Genomic DNA, 16,785 nt, shown 5'->3' with positions numbered 1-16,785 from the left:
GCCGATCTCGGCGGGGCGCTGTGCGCGTTTTAGAGGAATTCGGCGCGAAACGCCTGCCAGTCGGCCTCGTTCTGGTCGGCATAGGCCCGCGCAAACCGGGCGGCGGAGCGCTCGAAGGCGGTACCTTTACCCAGATAACCCGCGATGGCTAGTCGGTCACCGGTCCGGGCGTGGGCGCGGGCGAGCGTGACGGCGGAGAGCACGGCGACCGCGTTGAGTTCCTCGGCGCTGAGGTCATCGAGATCGATGGAACCCTTGCCATTCCAAAGTTGGCGCACGTAAAAGTGGTGGTCGCCCACCTGCGTCCAGCCGAGCAGGATATCCGCCGTCGCCTGGATGGCGTGCTGGCCCTCGATGACGCGCTGACCATGATGAGCGTACTCGCTTGCCGGGAGATAGGGGGCGAGTGCTGACGGCCGCGCCTCCTTGATTTGCAGCACAAGCGGGTCGTGCTCGCCGTTGCCCTCGAACACCACCATCCACGCACGCAAGCCCACGCTGCCCACGCCCACGACCTTCATCGCTGCATCCTGGTAGCGGTACTGACGCAGCAAGCTGGCTCGCTCTGGTGCGAGCGTGGCGAGATAGGAGCTCAGCGCTTCGCGCACGACGGCATCGGCAAGCTCGCGCTCGGGGCCTTCCACGAGATCACGCAGCGGCACGAGCACCGGCGGATCCGAGATAATGCGGCGTTGCCCGTCGACGACCTCTGTGAGCTTGCCCACCGCACGCTGGCTGTCCTTGGCACGGGCCTTCGCGATGAGCTTGCGCACGCTCTTGACGGACTTCTTGCCCAGTCGTCCACCGAATTCATCGAGTGTCGCCTCCATCTCGAAGCGTGTGTACCACACGTCGAGGTTGCCCATGTCCGCGAAACGAGACATTGCCCGGTGGTAGGCGGCAACGGTGGACTCGACAAGCTCCTCCGGATCAAAGCCTCGCTCGCGCGCGCAAATTTCCACGCTGGTCACCAGTCGCGCAACGTCCCATTCCCAGGGACCGGGCAACGTCTCATCGAAATCGTTGAGGTCGAAGACCGTGCGCCGATCCGGCGCAGAGAAGAGCCCGAAGTTCGAGATATGCGCGTCTCCGCAGGCCTGGACCGTGATGCCCGAGGTAGCCAACGACGCGAGGTCCGCCGCCATAATCGCCGCTCCGCCGCGGTAGAACGCGAACGCCGACTCCCCCATCCGCGCGTAGCGCAGCGGCAGCAGCTCCGCGACGCGCGCCGGAGCCTGCGCGTGGATGATACCCAAAGGGTCGCGGTCCTCGGCAGGCTGCCACGAGCCGAGGGTACGGCGCGGGGTGTGCTTGCGGGCTGCTTTGCCGGCAGCGCGGCGTTCGGCAGGAGTATGTTGTGGCTTCACGTCGAATCAGCCTAGTCGCGAACGAGCGCCTCGTAGAGTTCGCGCGTGGGCGCCGCGGCGTGCGGGCCGGGGGCATCGGTAAGCGAGATGGACACGCGGTTTGGGCGGAGCCTGGACACATGGGTGCTAAACGCCAGCAGCGGGGAGTGGGCGAGGAGCTCGGTGCGCAGTTCATCGCGAAGTGCGCGGTGCCCATCCCGGCAGCCGCAAGCCCGAGCATTTGCGTGAGAATCTCGCCGCCGCCGACATCGTGCTCACCGCTAACGAGGTCACTGACATCGATGCGGCCCTCGACGCCACCGCCATGTCCGACGTTTTCGGCGGCACGAAAAACTAAAACGGCATGTCGAATGACCCGCCTTTCGGGGCGGGTTGTCGTTTGTGGGGGTTAGTCCACGGTGCAGAGGTAGCGCTTGCCGTAGGGCGTGACGTACCAGTAATTGCCCTTGGCATCGTGGGTATACGAATCCCCGTCGGCCTTGCGTCCGTTATGGAACCGGCACAGCGGCACAAGGTTCGCGACGTTCGTGTCGCCGCCCTTGTTCCGCGGGATGAAATGGTCACGCTCGCACAACAGAGCCGGGGTCACACATCCCGGGTGAATACACTGCGGATGCAGCGCGAACGCCATGAGTGTTTGCTTCTCGTTGAAGATCGGCGTCGACTTAAAGCAATCCACCGGCTCACCCCAATCAGTCACCAACGTAACGTAGCCGACCTCCGCCAACTTCTCCTGCACAAGCAAACGAGCCGGGCGCACCGTGCCATCCGTGGCACGAATGAGCTTGCCCTCGGCGAGGTACTCCTCATGCTCGTCGAGACGAATAACTACGTGCGCAGCACGGGCTGGGGCCTGAATTTGTTCTCCGTCGGCGACGAACTGTTTGAACCCGTCGAGCAGGTCGTCGCCGGGCAGCGCGCTGAGCATGTCCATCAGCCACGGGTCTTGGGTGTTAATCACCAAACGGTGCCAGCCGTCTTTGCCATAGGTATGGCGGGCGGACTCCACGCGGGTTTTCGGCTTGGCAAGACTCGCGCCGACCTCATCGAGCTTGGTCTCCGCGGTTCCACACAAGGTGATGCGGGCGGCGTTAGGGTCGTCGCAGCGCGCGGCGAGCACCTCGATGCGGGCGAGCACGCGCAGGCTGTGGCCGGCAGCGCGGGCGGCTTTGCGGGCCTCGGCGATGCCTTTGGGCTTAGTGCGCCAATAGACGGCGGCCAAGGGGTGGATGAACGTGGCGTCGGCGAGCGTCAGGCCGCGGTCGCGGAGTTCAGCCACGGTGAGGCCGGCGGCTTCCTTGAGAGAATCGACGCCGAGAGCAAGGGCATCGAAGATGGAGACGGTCATGCCACGGAGGTTAAGGAGGCGTCGGAAAGCCTGCAACCGATTGTCCAATGTATTTGTCGAACAGGGGTATTCGAACAGGGGTAGACCTAGAGTTGGGCGATGGAGGCGCAGAGCGCGTCGACGTCCTCGTCGCGCGTGGACCAGGACGTGCAGAAACGCACCGCGCGTAGGCCGTCGTGTTCCTCGAAGAACTGGCAGACGTACTTGCTCGAGAGCCCGGCCTCCTGGGCCGGGGTGTTGACCTGCGTGCCGCCCACCATGAAGTACACGGCTGCGGCGGGCGCGAGCACGGAGAGGACGGCGGGATGGGCGGTTTCGTTGTAGTCGTTGCCGAAATGAATTATGCAGCCAGGCTACTCGTAGCGCAGCGCCTCAATCGGGTCGAGTTTTGCCGCTTTGCCGGCGGGGTAGTAGCCGAAGAAGAGCCCGATGGCGAGCGCGAAGAGCAGCGAGACCACAATCGCGCCGAGCGGCGGGAACACGAAGTAGCCCATGAGCGACGAGCCGATCATGCCCGCCACAGAGCCGAGCACCACGCCGATGAGCCCGCCGATGAGACACACGATGATGGCCTCCGTCACGAACTGCAGGCGGATGTCACCCCGCCGCGCGCCGAGCGCCTTGCGCACGCCAATCTCGCGCGTGCGCTCCGTGACGGTAATCAGCATGATGTTCATAACGCCGATGCCGCCGACGAGCAGCGAGATCCCGCCGATTGCCGCAATTGCCGCGGACAACGCCGTGAGCAGCTGGTTGAGGCTCGCGAGGTCCTTGCTGAAGTCGGTGACCTCGACGCGGTATTCCTCGTTGTCGGCGTACATCGAGTCGAAGGCCGCTTGGAGCCGCGCGCCGAGCGCGGCCTTGTCCGTGCCGGGCGCCGCGCGCAGGGACACGGAGGAAAAGGCCTCGCCGGCTAAAGGGGCATCGGAAAGCTGGGCAGCGAGAGTATAGGGCACGAGCGCGTATTCGGCCTCGCCGCCACCGATGAGCGCGCCGGTGTCGGGGGTGTCGTAGACGCCGATGACGGTGAGCTCCAGATCCGTGCCGTCGAGCGGGGCAAAATTCAGTGTCTGGCCCACCGGGTCGGCGTCGCCGAAGAGCTCGGTGGCGGTCGTGGCGGAGAGCATGGTCACGGCACGGTCGGCCGCGATGTCGTCGTCCGTGAGCGCGCGGCCGGTGCGGACGGTGAACTGCGAGGCCGTCACGTAGTCCGGGTTGGTTGGTTTCACCATCACCGCTGAGCTTTCCGATGCCCCCTCCAACTCCAGGTCGCCCGGATACGTGTCGGATTCGCCGATGATGACGCTCTCGACGTCGGGCGCGAGTGCCGTGCGAACCTGCTCGAGCTGTTCGGGGGTGAGGAGGGAATCGGGGTCGTCGACGGAGGATTCGACGTGGTAGTCGGTCTCGCCTTCGTCGGTGCGTTCCTTGACCTGGACCTGGAAGTTATTGGCGCCGACCTTGTCGAGGTCAGAGGTGAACTGGCCCTTGAGCGCGGAGCCGAGGGTGAGGATCGCGATGACGGCGGCAATGCCGATGATGACGCCCAGCAGCGTGAGTAGCGAGCGCATCTTATTGGTGCGCAGCGAGGTGAGCGCCATGCGCAAAGATTCGGTGAGATTCATTTCAGCACCCCGTCCGTCATGGTTACGGTGCGCGAGCACTCGGCGGCAAGCTCCGGGTTGTGGGTAATAAACACGATGGAGGTGCCGCGCTCGCGGTTGAGCTCGTGGAAGAGGTCCATGACGAGGCGGCCGGTCTGGGAGTCAAGGGCACCGGTGGGCTCGTCGGCGAGGATGACCTCCGGGTTGTTGGCGAGCGCGCGGGCGATGGCGACGCGTTGCTTCTGGCCGCCGGAGAGCTCGTTGGGCAGGTGGCTGGCGCGCTCGGACATGCCTACGAGGTCGAGGAGCTCGGCGGCGCGGCGGGCGCGTTCGCGGCGGGGCACGCCGGCGTAGACCATGGGCATCTCCACGTTGGCGAGTGCGGTGATGCGGCCGATGAGGTTGAAGTTCTGGAAGACGAAGCCAAGCTTGTCGGCGCGCAGGCGGGCGAGCGCGTCATCGTCGTAGGTGGAGACGTCCTCACCGCCGAGGAAGTACTCGCCTGCGGTGGGGCGGTCGAGCAGCCCAATGATGTTCATGAGCGTGGATTTGCCGGAGCCGGACTGGCCAATGACGGCGACGAACTCGCCGGGCTCCATCTGAAAGTCGCAGCCGGGCAGGACGGTGATTTCGGCATCGGTGCCTTCGTTAAAGCGCTTGACGATGCCTCGCATGTCGATGAGGCTCATTTCTCTCCGCTCGCTGCGTCGGGCAGGGATGCCTGTTGGCCTACGTCGCCTTCGTGGGCCGCGCCCTGGGTGAGTACGCGGTCGCCGCGGTGGAGGCCAGAGGTGACGGCGGCTTCGAAATCGGTGCGGGTGCCCAATTTCACGTCGCGGCGCTCGATGGTGCCGGAGTCGGAAACGACGAGCACGGCTTTGTCGCCATCGATGAGCGCGCTGAGCGGAACCGTCAGCGCGTCTTTGTCCTCGTGCGTGACGACCTTGACCTTTGCCGTGGAACCTAAACGCAGGCCTTCGCGGTTGCCGTCCACGCGGACTTCGATGGGGAACTCGGCCTTCCCCGAACCCGTGCCGGTGCCGCTCGCCGCCGGTGCGGAGGCCCCGGAGCCGGCGGCCTCGGCGGGCGCGGCGGGCGCGGCGGGGGCGGCGGAGACGGGCGAGATGAAGGACACGGTGCCCGTGTATTCCTTATGCGGCTGGCTGGGGGAGGTGAACGTGACGCGGTCGCCGACCTCGATATCCGCGATGTCGGCTTCCTTGACCGTTGCCTTGACGAGGAGGGACGAGTCATCCGCGATCGCGAGCAGTGGCCCCTCGGCGGGGCGGCCTTGCTGCGCGGTGACGGACGTGATCACTCCGTTAAGCGGAGAAAATAGCTGAGAACCAGAGATGTCGAACTCGAGTTTCGCATTGGCTTCCTCGGCGGCGACGCGTGCGCCCGCGGCGGACTTGAGGGCGTGGTTGACGGCCTGGGACTGCGCGTCGATTTGCTGTTGGGCGCTGAGCTCGGCGGCGCGCTGGGCGAGCTGGGCATCGGAAAGCTGGGCGTAGGCAGCGTTGGCGGCGCGCTGTTTGGCACCGACCTCGCGGTCCACGGCCTCGAGCGCGCGGGCGTAGGACTCCTCGGCGCGGTCAACCTGGTTCTGGGCGTCGCTGACCGCGTCATCCGCCTCGGTCGAGGCGAGCAGCGACGTGGCCATGGTGGCGCTGTCTGCGGTGGCCTCGCCAGCAGCACCGAGCGAGGCGAGCGCGGCCTGGAGCGATGCGTTATTCGCGGTGCGCAGCCCAGCGCGGGCCGTGTCTACCGCGGCGGCGGCTTCGGCGACGGAAGGATCTGCGGCGGCGCGGGACTCGGCGACGGCCTGCTGCGCGTCGTCGAAGCTGTGCTGCGCGGTGTCCACGGAGGCGCGGGCGGCATTGACCTCGCCGTTGAGGCCTTGATCCAACGCGTCCTGGAGCTGGTTGAGCTGGAGCTGCGCGTCCTCGACCTGATTGAACGCGCCGACTTCTTCCGCGGCCTGAGCGGCACGCTGACTTTGGAGCTCGCGTTCGGTAGCAGAGGTGTCGAAGGAGGCGAGGCGCTGGTTGGCCGTGACGCGCTGGCCGACCTTCGCGTCGAGCGTGACGATGGGCCCGGTCTGCGTCGTGGCGAGCGAGACCTCGCGGGCGGGTGCGATCGAGCCCGTGGCGGGCACGGACTGCGTGATGTCCTTCGCCGCGACGGTCGTGACATCGGCGGCGGTGAGCACCACGCCGTCGGGGCCGAAGGTGAGGTAGTAGGCGCCGCCACCGCCCACAGTGAGGACGGCGAGGGCGGCGGTCGTGATAGCGATAGTCTTCTTTTTCATTATTCGTGAATAGTAGTAGTGCCAATTCCGTTATCGATAATTAATGTCAGCTTAGCGCCTGGATCTGTGCGTGGAACGCAGTTGCTCTCACCAATGCCGGCGTCGCATTCGATCGCGATGGGCAGGTTGTCCGGCAGGTAGACTTCCGTGGCACCAATTCCGTTGTCGACGGTCACGGTGCGCGGGGAGTCGAGCTCCAGCTCACGCAGGTCGAGCGTGAGCTTGCCGATGCCATTGTCGTAGAGGTCCTGCAGCTCCGCGCCATCGTGCGGGGTAAACCGTACGTCGCTGGAGGTCTCGTCCTCGCTGGTCATGGTGAGCACGAAGCCGAGGCCGGCGATGACGGCGGCGGAAATCGCGATGGCCGCAATGACGCCTTCGCGGTGCTTCTTCTTTGGCTCAGGCTGCTTGTAGGGCGCTGGGTCGGGCAGATGCCAGGCCTCGGGCACCGTGCCCAGGGGATCCCAGGACGGTGGGGTCGTGCGCCCCGGCGGAAACGGGTAGCCTTCGACGGGGGTGAAGGCGGACATATCGGGGCCCGGGGTGGTATCGGGGATCGGCGACGCGAGGACGCCGGCGGGCGGGATGGGTTGGCGTTGGTGCAGTCCGTACCAGGCTACGGCGGCGAGGATGAAGATGACGACGGTGGAGAGGGTTTGCTTCTCGCCGAACAGCGGGCCGAAGCCGGCCGTGGCGGCGAAGAGAATGATGAGCCCGATGGCGAGGCTGGATTCGGACTTTGGGCCGTCGGCCTTGCCAAAGAGGTCCTGGACGGGTGCGGTGGCCTTGCCGTAGAGCGGCATGCACATCCATGCCAGGGCGTAGAGCGCGATGCCGCCGCCGAGGACGAGCGCGGTAACAACGAAAGCCACGCGGACGAGGACCGGGTCGATTTGGTAGCGCACGCTGATGCCTTCGCAGACACCGGCAATCATGGCATTGCCGCCCTGGTTTCTCGGGATGCGGGGCGGGCGCGTGTCCCACATCTGGTTGAGAGTCGCGGTGTTCATACCTATATCGTGACGCACCGCGAGGTACGCCACCATCGGGGAACGCCCTGATTTTTGAACTTCAGGGTTTACCCCGATCCGCGCGGGGTGCAGCCGTGCGAAGATTAAGCGCATGAGTTCTCCCTATGCTTCGCGCGCGACTCAGCCCGCGTTCCCGACTTTGGCACGTCCCCAGGACGGCCGCGTCGTGGCGGGCGTGGGCGCGGGGGTCGCGGCGCACCTGGGCGTTGACGTGTTGTTCGTGCGTCTGGCCTTGACCGCGTTGTGCGCCTTGGGCGGCCTCGGCGCGTTCCTCTACGCCGGGGTATGGGTTGCGACCAAGCCTGCCGATGCCCCCGCGCCCGCCTCCCGCTTCGACTTCCGGGCTAACTGGTTGCTTGTCTTCATTGCCGTGGCGGCGGTCGTCAGCGCGCTGGCCAGCGGAGCCAACATGCTGCTGCCGCTGGTCATCGTAGGCGCGGGCGCGCTCGTGACGTGGCAAGCCTATGACCGCGGGCTCGAGAACGTATCGAGCAAGCTGAGTATTGCTGCGGGTAGTGTGCTCGTCTTGTCCGGCGTGGTCATTACCATCGCGCGGTGGGACGGCGGCGCGGACTTTATTCCGGCGTTGGCGGCGGTCGCGCTGACCGTTGTCGGCCTCGGCGCCCTCGTGGTGCCGCTCGTGCTCAAGCTGTGGCGCCAGGTGGCGGATGAGGGCGCGGAGAAGGCGGCATCGGAAGCCCAGGCGATCATGGCGGCGCGCCTGCATGACTCGGTGCTGCAGACCCTGGCGCTCATTCAAAAACGCGCGGAGGATCCGGCGGAGGTCGCGCGGCTCGCGCGATCGCAGGAACGCGAGCTGCGCGCCTGGCTATTTGACGCCCCCTCGGCGGCGCCGGGGACGGTCTTTGGCGCGCTGGCCGCGGCGTGTGGCGAGGTCGAAGACCTGTTCCAGGTGCGGATTGCGCCGGTGACGGTGGGCGAAGATATCGAGCTTACCGAGCCCACGAAGCTAGCGGTGCAGGCGGCGCGGGAAGCGATGGTCAACGCCAGTAAGCACGCGGGCGTCGATACGGTGGACGTGTATGCAGAAAACTTAGCCGGCGAGCTGTCCATTTTTGTGCGCGACCGTGGCGCGGGCTTTGACCCGAACGCGGTGACCGGGGACCGGCACGGAATCCGGGACTCTATCCGCGGGCGCATGGAACGCGCCGGGGGCACCGCACGGGTGACATCGACGCTGGGGAAAGGCACAGAGGTGGAGCTCACGGTAGCTTTGTAGCCATGGTTTCCGTTTTCCTCGTCGATGATCACTCCGTCTTCCGCGCCGGCGTGCGCGCGGAGCTCGCTCAGGCTGCCGATATCGAAGTTGTAGGTGACGCGGGTACCGTCGCCGAAGCGGTCGCAGGGATTGAGTCGGCGCACCCGGACGTGGTGCTGCTTGACGTGCATATGCCGGACGGCGGCGGGTTGGCCGTGCTGCGTGGCGCCTCGGGCCCGGTGTACCTGGCGCTGAGTGTCTCGGACGCGGCGGAGGACGTCATCGCGCTCATCCGTGCCGGCGCTCGGGGCTACGTGACGAAGAATATTTCAGGCCCGGAGCTGGCCGCGGCCGTGCGCCGGGTGCATGAGGGGGATGCGTACTTCTCGCCGCGGTTGGCGGGGTTTGTGCTCGATGCATTCGCATCGGGTGCGCCTGCCGAGTCGAAGCCCGGTGCGCCGGACGAATCCGTGGACCCGGCGGTCGACGCGCTAACACGGCGCGAGCTCGAGGTGCTGCGGCTGCTCGCGCGCGGTTACACGTATCGCGAAATTGGCGAGCGTCTCTTTATCTCGGTGAAGACGGTGGAGACGCACGCGTCGAATATCTTGCGCAAGACGCAGCAGTCGAATCGTCATCAGTTGACTCGCTGGGCGGCTAGCCATGATCTGGATTAAGTTTTTGCATGCGTCTATCTCTCCCTATTGCTTGCGTGACCCTATCCCTTAGCCTTGTTGCGTGCTCTGCTGCGGGTTCAAAAGATGAGCCGCTCTTTGATCCAAACGCTGCGTCTGACTCCAAGGAACCGGAGTTCAACATGGTTGATTTGTGGAGCGGCGAGGCCGATAAGGACACCGTGGAAGGTGCTGAAGGATGCGCGGATCCTTTCTTTGACCTAGGCGATACCTATGCTGGCTATTACCTGATGCAGCGCAAGGTGGGGCTGGATAGCCCGCGCGGGCATTCCCTCGGAATGGGAGATGATCTGGGGCTGGTGGATAACCAGTTCGACCCGTGCGCGCCGATGAGTTACGCAGTCGTGTCTATCGACGACCGTGTCGGCCGCTACAACAGCGAGGGCAAGTCCGAGCCTTCCCAGGATCAAGGCGAGGCGGTGCTCTTCTTCGCGGGTGAGGATTTGGCTAAAGACTCCGTTATTAAGATTGCCCCGCGCGTCGAGGACGTCGACATCGAGGGCACCGAGGCCACGGTGACCTACGCGGAGGGCCAGAAGGTCTCTTACTCCCTAGATGGTGACAAACTGGTCGTGGGCGATGGCCTGGAGAAGCTGCAATCTGATTATGACGGCTACGACGATGCCTACCTGGATTTCGAGCGCGCATTGCCAGGCAGCGATGGCGGGCGCCCGGTGGGGCTGGGCAACGTGAATGTGAAGCCGTGGGATGAAAACCGCGATGAGTTGGTGCGAGATCAAAGGCCTTTCCGCATTCCTGCCCGCGAGTCAGATTATGTATGCCGCTGGGAGAACTTTTCTCTGGTTTGCGCGGCAGAGGAGGGAACGCCTTTTCCTTCTGAGGCAGACTTTGACTTGACCTCGCCGTCGGATAAAGCCGAGCGGGCGGCCAGCATCCAGCTGACCATGCCTTTCGGTGTTTTCCCGAAGGATGTCGACGATAGTTTCTTCCACGCGGACGAAGCGCTCCAGGATGAGCAGGTTACGGCCGTTGGCACGATGCTTTTTGATACCCGCGGCGATGGCATCACGCTTTTCGACGGCCACGTCGGCATGCGCTTTACCCCCGACGGGCCAAAGAAGGTGCCGGTTGAGCATAGCCTGACCAGGAAATACTGGCCGGACCCGACGGAGCTCGATAGCTTTAACGAAGCTGGCTAGGCATAAGCTAGTTTGCGGGTGCCGTCGACGTGGGGGAATACGAAAAAGGCGGCGCCGGAAATCAGCAGCCAGGTCACGGCCACGCCCCAGACGGGAAGTGCGAAAAGAGGGGCGAGCATGACGGTGAGCCATAGCAGCGTCAGGGGGATGAGCTGGCTGATATTCGGCAGCATCGTCACGTTCTTTTTGTCCGCGTAGGCCCGCAGTTGCGTGCGGTAGGGGTGCAGAAAAACGAGGGTGAAGGCCGCAATGAGAAAAAGCAGGCCAACCCCGATGGCGATGCCGAAGTGGACATCGCTGACCAACACAGCCACGGCGGCGCCGATGAGGAGGGAAGCGCCCAATCGTACCCAGTGTGGGGTGGGGATTGGGGTCTCGAGGTGGCGGATATCGCTGGCATGGGCAGTCATGCCGGTTAACGCTATCACTGCAATTGCAAGAGCGTGGGGGAAGGGCCATAATGGAGGCATGAATCAAACAAGTGTTCGCATGGCGGAGGTGGCCGCGGGGCAGAGTCGCGCGGACCAGATTGCCGCTTTGCGGGCGCAGATGCACAAGCTGGAAGCGCCTCGAATCACCCCGGCAGTGCAGCCAGATGAGGAAGTGGTGGAGGTGCCTTCTTCCCTGGCCAGGCTGCTTCCTGGTGGGGGTCTCGCGCGGCGCAGTGCGGTGTATTGCGGGGAGTGTCCTGCGCTTATCATCGAGCTTGTTTGTCATATTAGCGCACAGGGTGGACACGTCGGCGTCGTCGGCTGGCCGGAACTGTCTCTCGCACAAGTGGCCGAGTCGGGGGATTTGCGCCGCGTGATTGTCGTCCCGGATCCCGGCGCTGAGCCGTGGTCGGTGACGGGAGTGTTGGCGGAAGGCCTCGATGTCGTTATTCACCGCGGGGTTGGGGAAGTCACGCCGTCGAAAGCGCGGCCCGTTCTGGCGAGGATCCGCGGCGGGCAGGCGGCCGTGGTGACGGTGGGCGTGTGACTGCCGGGAACCACCACGGAAATCGAAGCGGAAGTCACCAGCTTCCGCGGGCTGGGGCGCGGAAGTGGGCGCATTAACGGCGTGGATATTGCAGTAAACGTGGAGTCCAAGGGCGTGCGAGCGCGGCGCGGCACGGTGACGTGCGGACAGCGGCGTCGGCTGGAGGCGGTATGAGGGTCGCGGCGCTGTGGTTTCCAGATTGGCCGGTCCAGGCGCTGCGGATGCAGGAGGCGGTGCGGGTAGGTGCAGCGCGGGGAGGCACAACGCGGGAGCGGGCTACAGCTATCGTGGCGCAGCACAAGGTCGTTGTATGCGATGGCCTCGCGCGCCGAGCCGGCGTGCGCCGCGGGATGCGCTTGCGCCAGGCGCAGGCGGTGCTGCCAGAGCTGCGCGTCGAGGAGCTTAACGCGGATCGTGATGGCGCTGCCTTCGCCGAGATTGCCACCGGCTTGGATGCGGTGGCTTCCTCCATCGAGGTGCTGCGTCCGGGCCTGGTCATCGTGGATGCTGCTGCGGCGGGGCGTTTCCACGGCGGTGAGGACACGGCGGTGCACATGCTTGTCGACGCCGCCTCCCGCGCCGGCCTCGACGCCACCGTCGGGGTAGCAGACGAAATCGCCACGGCGCTCATCGCTGCCCGCCACAATGGCCTGGGCGCGGTGGTGCCGGAGGGCGCTTCGCGGGAGTTTTTGGCGGGCCAGCCCTTAAGCGTGCTGGCCGCAGAGGTGTCTTTGGGCTGTGCGAAAGAAGTAGTAGAACAGCTGCGGCAGCTGGGGATTAGCAACCTTGGTGAGCTGGCGGCGTTGCCGGCTAGGCAAGTAATGACGCGCTTTGGGCAGGCAGGCAGGCGTTGTCATGACATAGCTAATGCCGTCCCGGATAGGCGGGTGGCGCCGGAGCTTGCGCGGCCGGATTTGGTGGTGGAGGTCAGCTATGAAGAACCCTTAGAGCGAGTGGACGCCGCGGCCTTTGCAGCGCGCCAGTTGGCGGCGCAGCTGCACAGCGTGCTCGCGGAGGCAGGGCAGACGTGCGTGCGTTTGCGGGTCGTCGCGGAGTTTCTAGGCGGCGCGGTGCTGGAGCGCGTGTGGCGTACCCAGGAGGCCCTGGATGAAAGCGCAACGGCCGATCGCGTCCGCTGGCAGCTGGATGGCTGGCTGAGCTCGGCGCGGGCGGGCGCGGAAGGCGGCGTCGTCAGGCTGGCGTTGGAACCGGTAGAAACCGCGGCGCCGGAGGGCGAGGGCCTGTGGGGGCAGACGAAGAGCAATGACAAAGCCAAGCGGGTCATCGCGCGCGTGCAATCGCAGCTGGGCGTGGATCGAGTACTGCAGCCGCGGGAGGCCGGCGGGCGTGGGGTGGCAGAGCGCATCGAGTACGTCCCCTACGGCGAGCAGCGCGACCCCGCTCCGCAGGGCAGCTGGCCAGGCCGAATTCCCTCGCCGCTGCCGGCAAGTTTGGCGCACCCTGCCTCGCGCATCCGGCTTCTCGACGATTCCTCCCGCGACGTCTACGTCACCGCCGAAGCGCTATTGAGCGCGGCGCCAGTGGCGTTGAGCTGGGGTAACAAGCGCTATCAGGTCATCGGCTGGGCTGGGCCATGGCCGGTGGATACTGCGTGGTGGGGAGAGGAAGCTCAAAGGCTCGCACGCTTGCAAGTGGTAGGCCAAGGCACGCAGAATCAGCGGGCCTGGCTGCTGGTCTGGGCGGCCGGGCGGTGGAGCGTGGAGGCGTCCTATTGCTAGGTGGCAGCGAGGAAATCGATGACCAGGCGGGTGGGTTCTTCCAGGACCTGCACGGAATATGGGTGGCGTTCCTTTAGGCCAACCACGAACTGGGAGCGGCCTTCGAATGTACCGGAGCTTTTGACCTCGGTGATAAAACCGCCTGCGCCGGGGGTGGAGCCGAGATTGGGATCGGCCATGTCTTTTTCGAAGGGATAAACGGTGCCGTCGATGTTGACGTTGAGAGCCGTGGCGCCTTCATAGTCGATGGCGTTGCCGGAACCCTGCTGCAGAGGCTTGTCTGTGTAGTCGATGAACCAGCCGGGGCTGCCTTCCCCAGTGAATTCGAAGACGACGCGTTCGAAGCCATCGTGATTGCCAACGCGAACATCGGTGACAACCAGCTGGGAAGGCACCGCGGGGCGTTCTGTCTTGCGGCTGAGATTGGTGACGCCAAGCGGGGTTACACCGGCTGGAGCAGAGGTCGTGGGGGCGCCTTCGACAGAGGACGTAGTAGATACCGCCTCTGTGAACGCGAGACTGGATTTATCCTCTGTGTCGCTAGCGCAACTTACCAAAGCTACAGATCCGAGAGTAAGGACAGCGAGAGCAGGCACGAGGGAGGACAATTTCGGCATGAAAACAGACTATTGCCTAGCCACCGACTCTGTATAGCCAAGGCAGGATTCTTAACCACATTGTTGTCATCATTTTCATTTTGATGGCAGGTAAGCTGTGGCACATGACTTTTTGCTCCGACGTACAGGTTGAGCCGCTTCCGGGCACTGCCAAGAAAGAAAGCGTATTTGTGCTCTTCGAGTGGCCAAACGGCTGGTCGCGCGATGTCTTAGACGGCGGGACCTTCGGCCCGGAACTCACTGCTGAACTTAAATCCAAGCTCAAAGGCGTGGCAGGGCTGCAGCTTATCCGCAAGCCCGGCAAGGAAGGCCGCAGCATTAACGGCAAGCATCGCTGCTACGTGGTCTGGGCCGAGCGCGGAGTTTATATGGAGCATCTCCTAGACGGCCCGGAAGGCATCTTGGGGTTGGATTTTGCGGTGCCGGAAGACGGTGTTCTTTCCCGCCCGCTTGTGCTGATTTGTACCCACGGGCGTCGGGACGTGTGCTGTGCGGTCAAGGGGCGCCCGCTTGCGGCGGAGCTGGCTGCAAGTTTCCCGGAGGAGGTATGGGAGACCTCGCACACGAAGGGGCATCGTTTCGCTCCGTCGATTCTTTTGATGCCGTGGGGTTATTCCTTTGGCAGGCTTAACGTTGAGGCGGCGCGTGAGATGCTGCTGGCGGCGCGTCGCGGGGAGTATTTCTACCCGGGCAATCGCGGCAGCGGGCTCTATGATCCGCGCGGGCAGGTGGCGGAACTGGCAGTCGCGCGGGAGCTGATCGAGGCGGGGGAGGCCTTGCGCTATGGGCAATTGCACGCGCTTGAAAATACCGTGCACCATGACGACGGCCGCACCTGGCGGGTAGAGCTGGAACAAAAAGAGGTCTCCGGGGTCATCTCCTCGTGTGGAGACTGTCCGAAGACCTCAAAGGCGTGGCACGCAGTGGGTGTGCACGCGGGGGATATTAACGGCGCATGATCTTGGCGGAAAGCCAGTTGCCGAAGAACTGCGCTGCCTGAACCAGCACGATGATAATCAGGGTGGCCACCACGGTGACCTCCCACTCGAAGGCGCGGTAGCCGTAGACGATGGCAAAGTCGCCCAAGCCGCCGCCACCGACGTAGCCGGCCATTGCGGACATATCTACGATGCCGATGAACAGGAAGGTATAGCCCAGAACCAGCGGGCCAAGGGCTTCCGGCACGATGACCGAGGTGATGATCTTCCAAGGGGAAGCACCCATCGCGCGGGCTGCTTCAATGACGCCGGGGTCGATGGCGACCAGGTTTTGCTCCACGATGCGGGCCACGGCGAAAGTGGCTGCGATGACCATGACGAAGGTCGCAGGTTCGCGGCCGATAGATCCGCCGAGGACCGCCACGGTTAGCGGCTGCGCGAAGGCCAGCAGGATGATGAACGGGATGGGGCGGATGAAGTTCACCAGGATATTGATGATGAAGTAGACAACCTTGTTCTGCAGGATTCCACCTGGACGGGTGGTGTAGAGCAAGACGCCTAAAACGAGGCCGAGCAGGCCTGCGACCACCAGGGTCGTCGCGACCATGATGAGGGTGTCTTGGATGGCCTCGATGAGGGTATCGCCCAAGCGATCCCAATCAGCGGCAGCTTGGTAGGTCACGTTCATCGGGAAATCTCCTCAATCTCGGTGGTGCGTTGCAGGGTGCGGTAGAACTCCTCGATGGCGGCGGCATTACCGTTCAAGCGCACGGTGAGCTTGCCGAAGGAATGCTTCTGCAGAGTCGTGATACCGCCGTGGACCACTGCGATAGACACGCCCTTTTCCGCCAAGCGTGCCGATGCGGTGAAAAAGCCGGAGTTCTCGGTCAGGTTGATGGTGAAAAGGCGGCCCTCGTGGGCGAGGAGGTCGTCTGCTTCTACCAGGTCTGGGGTGTTGCGCAGGGAAGTGGCAACGAACTTGGAAGCGACCTCCGTGCGCGGGTTGGAAAAGACCTCGTAGACGCTGCCGGCCTCGATGACGCGGCCGGCTTCCATGACGGCAACCTTATCCGCGATGGAACGAACCACGTCCATCTCGTGGGTAATCACGACGATGGTAATACCCAGGTCGCGGTTGACCTTGCGCAGCAGATCCAGCACCTCGTGCGTGGTGGTGGGATCGAGTGCGGAGGTGGCTTCGTCAGCCAGCAACAGCGAAGGGTTGGTCGCCAGCGCGCGAGCGATGCCCACGCGCTGCTTCTGACCGCCGGAGAGCTGCTCCGGGTAATTCGAGCCCTTATCGCCAAGGCCCACGAACTGCAGGAGCTCCTCCACGCGCTTTTTGCGTTCTTCCTTCGGCATACCGGCTAGGCGCAGCGGGTATTCGATGTTGCCTGCCGCGGTGCGCGAGGTCATCAAATTAAACTGCTGGAAAATCATGCCGATGTTGCGGCGGATACCACGCAGCTTGGACTCCGGCATGCCGACGATGTCGGTGCCATCCAGTAGGAGCCGGCCCGAGGTGGGCTTATCCAAGCCGTTGATCATGCGCACCAGCGTGGACTTCCCCGCGCCGGAAAAGCCGATGATGCCGACGATTTCACCGGGCTCGACGGTCAGCGAGACGTCGTCAAGCGCCTTGGTTTCGGTCTTGTTATTTTTAAAGACCTTGGTGATGTTGCGGAACTCAATGCGGGTGCCGTGCTTGGCACCGGGATTATCTGTCACGTGAGGCGTTTCCTTCATATTGTTGTGACTGGCTAAAACCTTTTTAAGAC

17 protein-coding genes are annotated in these 16,785 nt (G+C 64.3%); 6 read left to right on the top strand and 11 right to left on the bottom strand.

Annotated elements, in window-relative coordinates; translation table 11 throughout:
* Positions 1-29: 29 nt before the first annotated feature.
* The 7 genes from HMPREF2692_RS05520 to HMPREF2692_RS05490 all read right to left on the bottom strand — a co-directional run bounded on the left by HMPREF2692_RS05520 (position 30) and on the right by HMPREF2692_RS05490 (position 7,640).
* Complete coding sequence (locus tag HMPREF2692_RS05520; protein WP_070432347.1) at positions 30-1,367, bottom strand: DUF2252 domain-containing protein; 1,338 nt, start codon at positions 1,365-1,367, stop codon at positions 30-32.
* Between the two features lie 388 nt (positions 1,368-1,755).
* Positions 1,756-2,763 carry an HNH endonuclease signature motif containing protein gene (locus tag HMPREF2692_RS05515; RefSeq protein ID WP_141741017.1) on the bottom strand — a complete coding sequence of 336 codons (1,008 nt, stop codon included), beginning with the start codon at positions 2,761-2,763 and terminating at the stop codon, positions 1,756-1,758.
* Between the two features lie 38 nt (positions 2,764-2,801).
* A complete protein-coding gene (locus HMPREF2692_RS13240) occupies positions 2,802-3,005 on the bottom strand; it encodes a hypothetical protein (protein WP_061920637.1) in 204 nt (67 codons plus the stop codon).
* A 63-nt stretch (positions 3,006-3,068) separates the two neighbouring features.
* A complete protein-coding gene (locus HMPREF2692_RS05505; RefSeq protein ID WP_061920638.1) occupies positions 3,069-4,340 on the bottom strand; it encodes an ABC transporter permease in 1,272 nt (423 codons plus the stop codon).
* The gene (locus HMPREF2692_RS05500) at positions 4,337-5,008 is read right to left on the bottom strand and encodes an ABC transporter ATP-binding protein (protein WP_061920640.1); all 672 of its coding nucleotides are present in this window, start codon (positions 5,006-5,008) and stop codon (positions 4,337-4,339) included. Before HMPREF2692_RS05500 ends, HMPREF2692_RS05505 begins: the two co-directional genes overlap by 4 nt.
* Complete coding sequence (locus HMPREF2692_RS05495; RefSeq protein WP_070823059.1) at positions 5,005-6,630, bottom strand: permuted SH3 domain-containing protein; 1,626 nt, start codon at positions 6,628-6,630, stop codon at positions 5,005-5,007. Before HMPREF2692_RS05495 ends, HMPREF2692_RS05500 begins: the two co-directional genes overlap by 4 nt.
* Complete coding sequence (locus HMPREF2692_RS05490) at positions 6,630-7,640, bottom strand: PspC domain-containing protein (RefSeq protein ID WP_070823058.1); 1,011 nt, start codon at positions 7,638-7,640, stop codon at positions 6,630-6,632. The genes HMPREF2692_RS05495 and HMPREF2692_RS05490 overlap by 1 nt, the downstream gene beginning before the upstream one ends.
* 112 nt (positions 7,641-7,752) lie before the next feature.
* On the opposite strand from HMPREF2692_RS05490, the gene HMPREF2692_RS05485 reads away from it, so the two are divergent.
* The 3 genes from HMPREF2692_RS05485 to HMPREF2692_RS05475 are packed head-to-tail and all read left to right on the top strand — an operon-like array spanning position 7,753 to position 10,735.
* On the top strand, positions 7,753-8,901 hold the full coding sequence (locus HMPREF2692_RS05485; RefSeq protein WP_070823056.1) for an ATP-binding protein: 1,149 nt from the start codon (positions 7,753-7,755) through the stop codon (positions 8,899-8,901).
* Positions 8,902-8,903: 2 nt separating this feature from the next.
* Positions 8,904-9,557, top strand: a complete 654-nt coding sequence (locus HMPREF2692_RS05480; RefSeq protein ID WP_061920647.1) for a response regulator transcription factor — start codon at positions 8,904-8,906, stop codon at positions 9,555-9,557.
* 35 nt (positions 9,558-9,592) lie between these two features.
* Complete coding sequence (locus HMPREF2692_RS05475; protein WP_141744831.1) at positions 9,593-10,735, top strand: hypothetical protein; 1,143 nt, start codon at positions 9,593-9,595, stop codon at positions 10,733-10,735.
* Here HMPREF2692_RS05475 and HMPREF2692_RS05470 read toward each other — a convergent pair.
* A complete protein-coding gene (locus HMPREF2692_RS05470; protein WP_070432682.1) occupies positions 10,732-11,145 on the bottom strand; it encodes a hypothetical protein in 414 nt (137 codons plus the stop codon). The two genes, HMPREF2692_RS05475 and HMPREF2692_RS05470, sit on opposite strands and share 4 nt — an antisense overlap.
* Before the next feature lie 58 nt (positions 11,146-11,203).
* On the opposite strand from HMPREF2692_RS05470, the gene HMPREF2692_RS05465 reads away from it, so the two are divergent.
* Together HMPREF2692_RS05465 and HMPREF2692_RS05460 are read left to right on the top strand one after the other, a co-directional pair.
* A complete protein-coding gene (locus HMPREF2692_RS05465; RefSeq protein ID WP_371326280.1) occupies positions 11,204-11,713 on the top strand; it encodes a hypothetical protein in 510 nt (169 codons plus the stop codon).
* A 170-nt stretch (positions 11,714-11,883) separates the two neighbouring features.
* A complete protein-coding gene (locus tag HMPREF2692_RS05460) occupies positions 11,884-13,452 on the top strand; it encodes a DNA polymerase Y family protein (protein WP_070432684.1) in 1,569 nt (522 codons plus the stop codon).
* Here the strand turns inward: HMPREF2692_RS05460 and HMPREF2692_RS05455 are convergent.
* Complete coding sequence (locus tag HMPREF2692_RS05455) at positions 13,449-14,069, bottom strand: AMIN-like domain-containing (lipo)protein (protein WP_061920657.1); 621 nt, start codon at positions 14,067-14,069, stop codon at positions 13,449-13,451. The genes HMPREF2692_RS05460 and HMPREF2692_RS05455 overlap by 4 nt on opposite strands.
* A 104-nt stretch (positions 14,070-14,173) precedes the next feature.
* On the opposite strand from HMPREF2692_RS05455, the gene HMPREF2692_RS05450 reads away from it, so the two are divergent.
* A complete protein-coding gene (locus tag HMPREF2692_RS05450; RefSeq protein ID WP_061920825.1) occupies positions 14,174-15,028 on the top strand; it encodes a sucrase ferredoxin in 855 nt (284 codons plus the stop codon).
* Here the strand turns inward: HMPREF2692_RS05450 and HMPREF2692_RS05445 are convergent.
* Both HMPREF2692_RS05445 and HMPREF2692_RS05440 read right to left on the bottom strand, forming a co-directional pair.
* Positions 15,015-15,695, bottom strand: coding sequence for a methionine ABC transporter permease (locus HMPREF2692_RS05445; protein ID WP_061920659.1), 681 nt, complete (start codon positions 15,693-15,695; stop codon positions 15,015-15,017). The two genes, HMPREF2692_RS05450 and HMPREF2692_RS05445, sit on opposite strands and share 14 nt — an antisense overlap.
* The gene (locus HMPREF2692_RS05440) at positions 15,692-16,753 is read right to left on the bottom strand and encodes a methionine ABC transporter ATP-binding protein (protein ID WP_201057414.1); all 1,062 of its coding nucleotides are present in this window, start codon (positions 16,751-16,753) and stop codon (positions 15,692-15,694) included. The genes HMPREF2692_RS05445 and HMPREF2692_RS05440 overlap by 4 nt, the downstream gene beginning before the upstream one ends.
* Positions 16,754-16,785: the final 32 nt, after the last annotated feature.

It is taken from the genome of Corynebacterium sp. HMSC036D03 (assembly GCF_001836185.1).
Lineage (GTDB): Bacteria > Actinomycetota > Actinomycetes > Mycobacteriales > Mycobacteriaceae > Corynebacterium > Corynebacterium simulans.
This window is presented reverse-complemented; position numbering and strand designations above follow the sequence as displayed.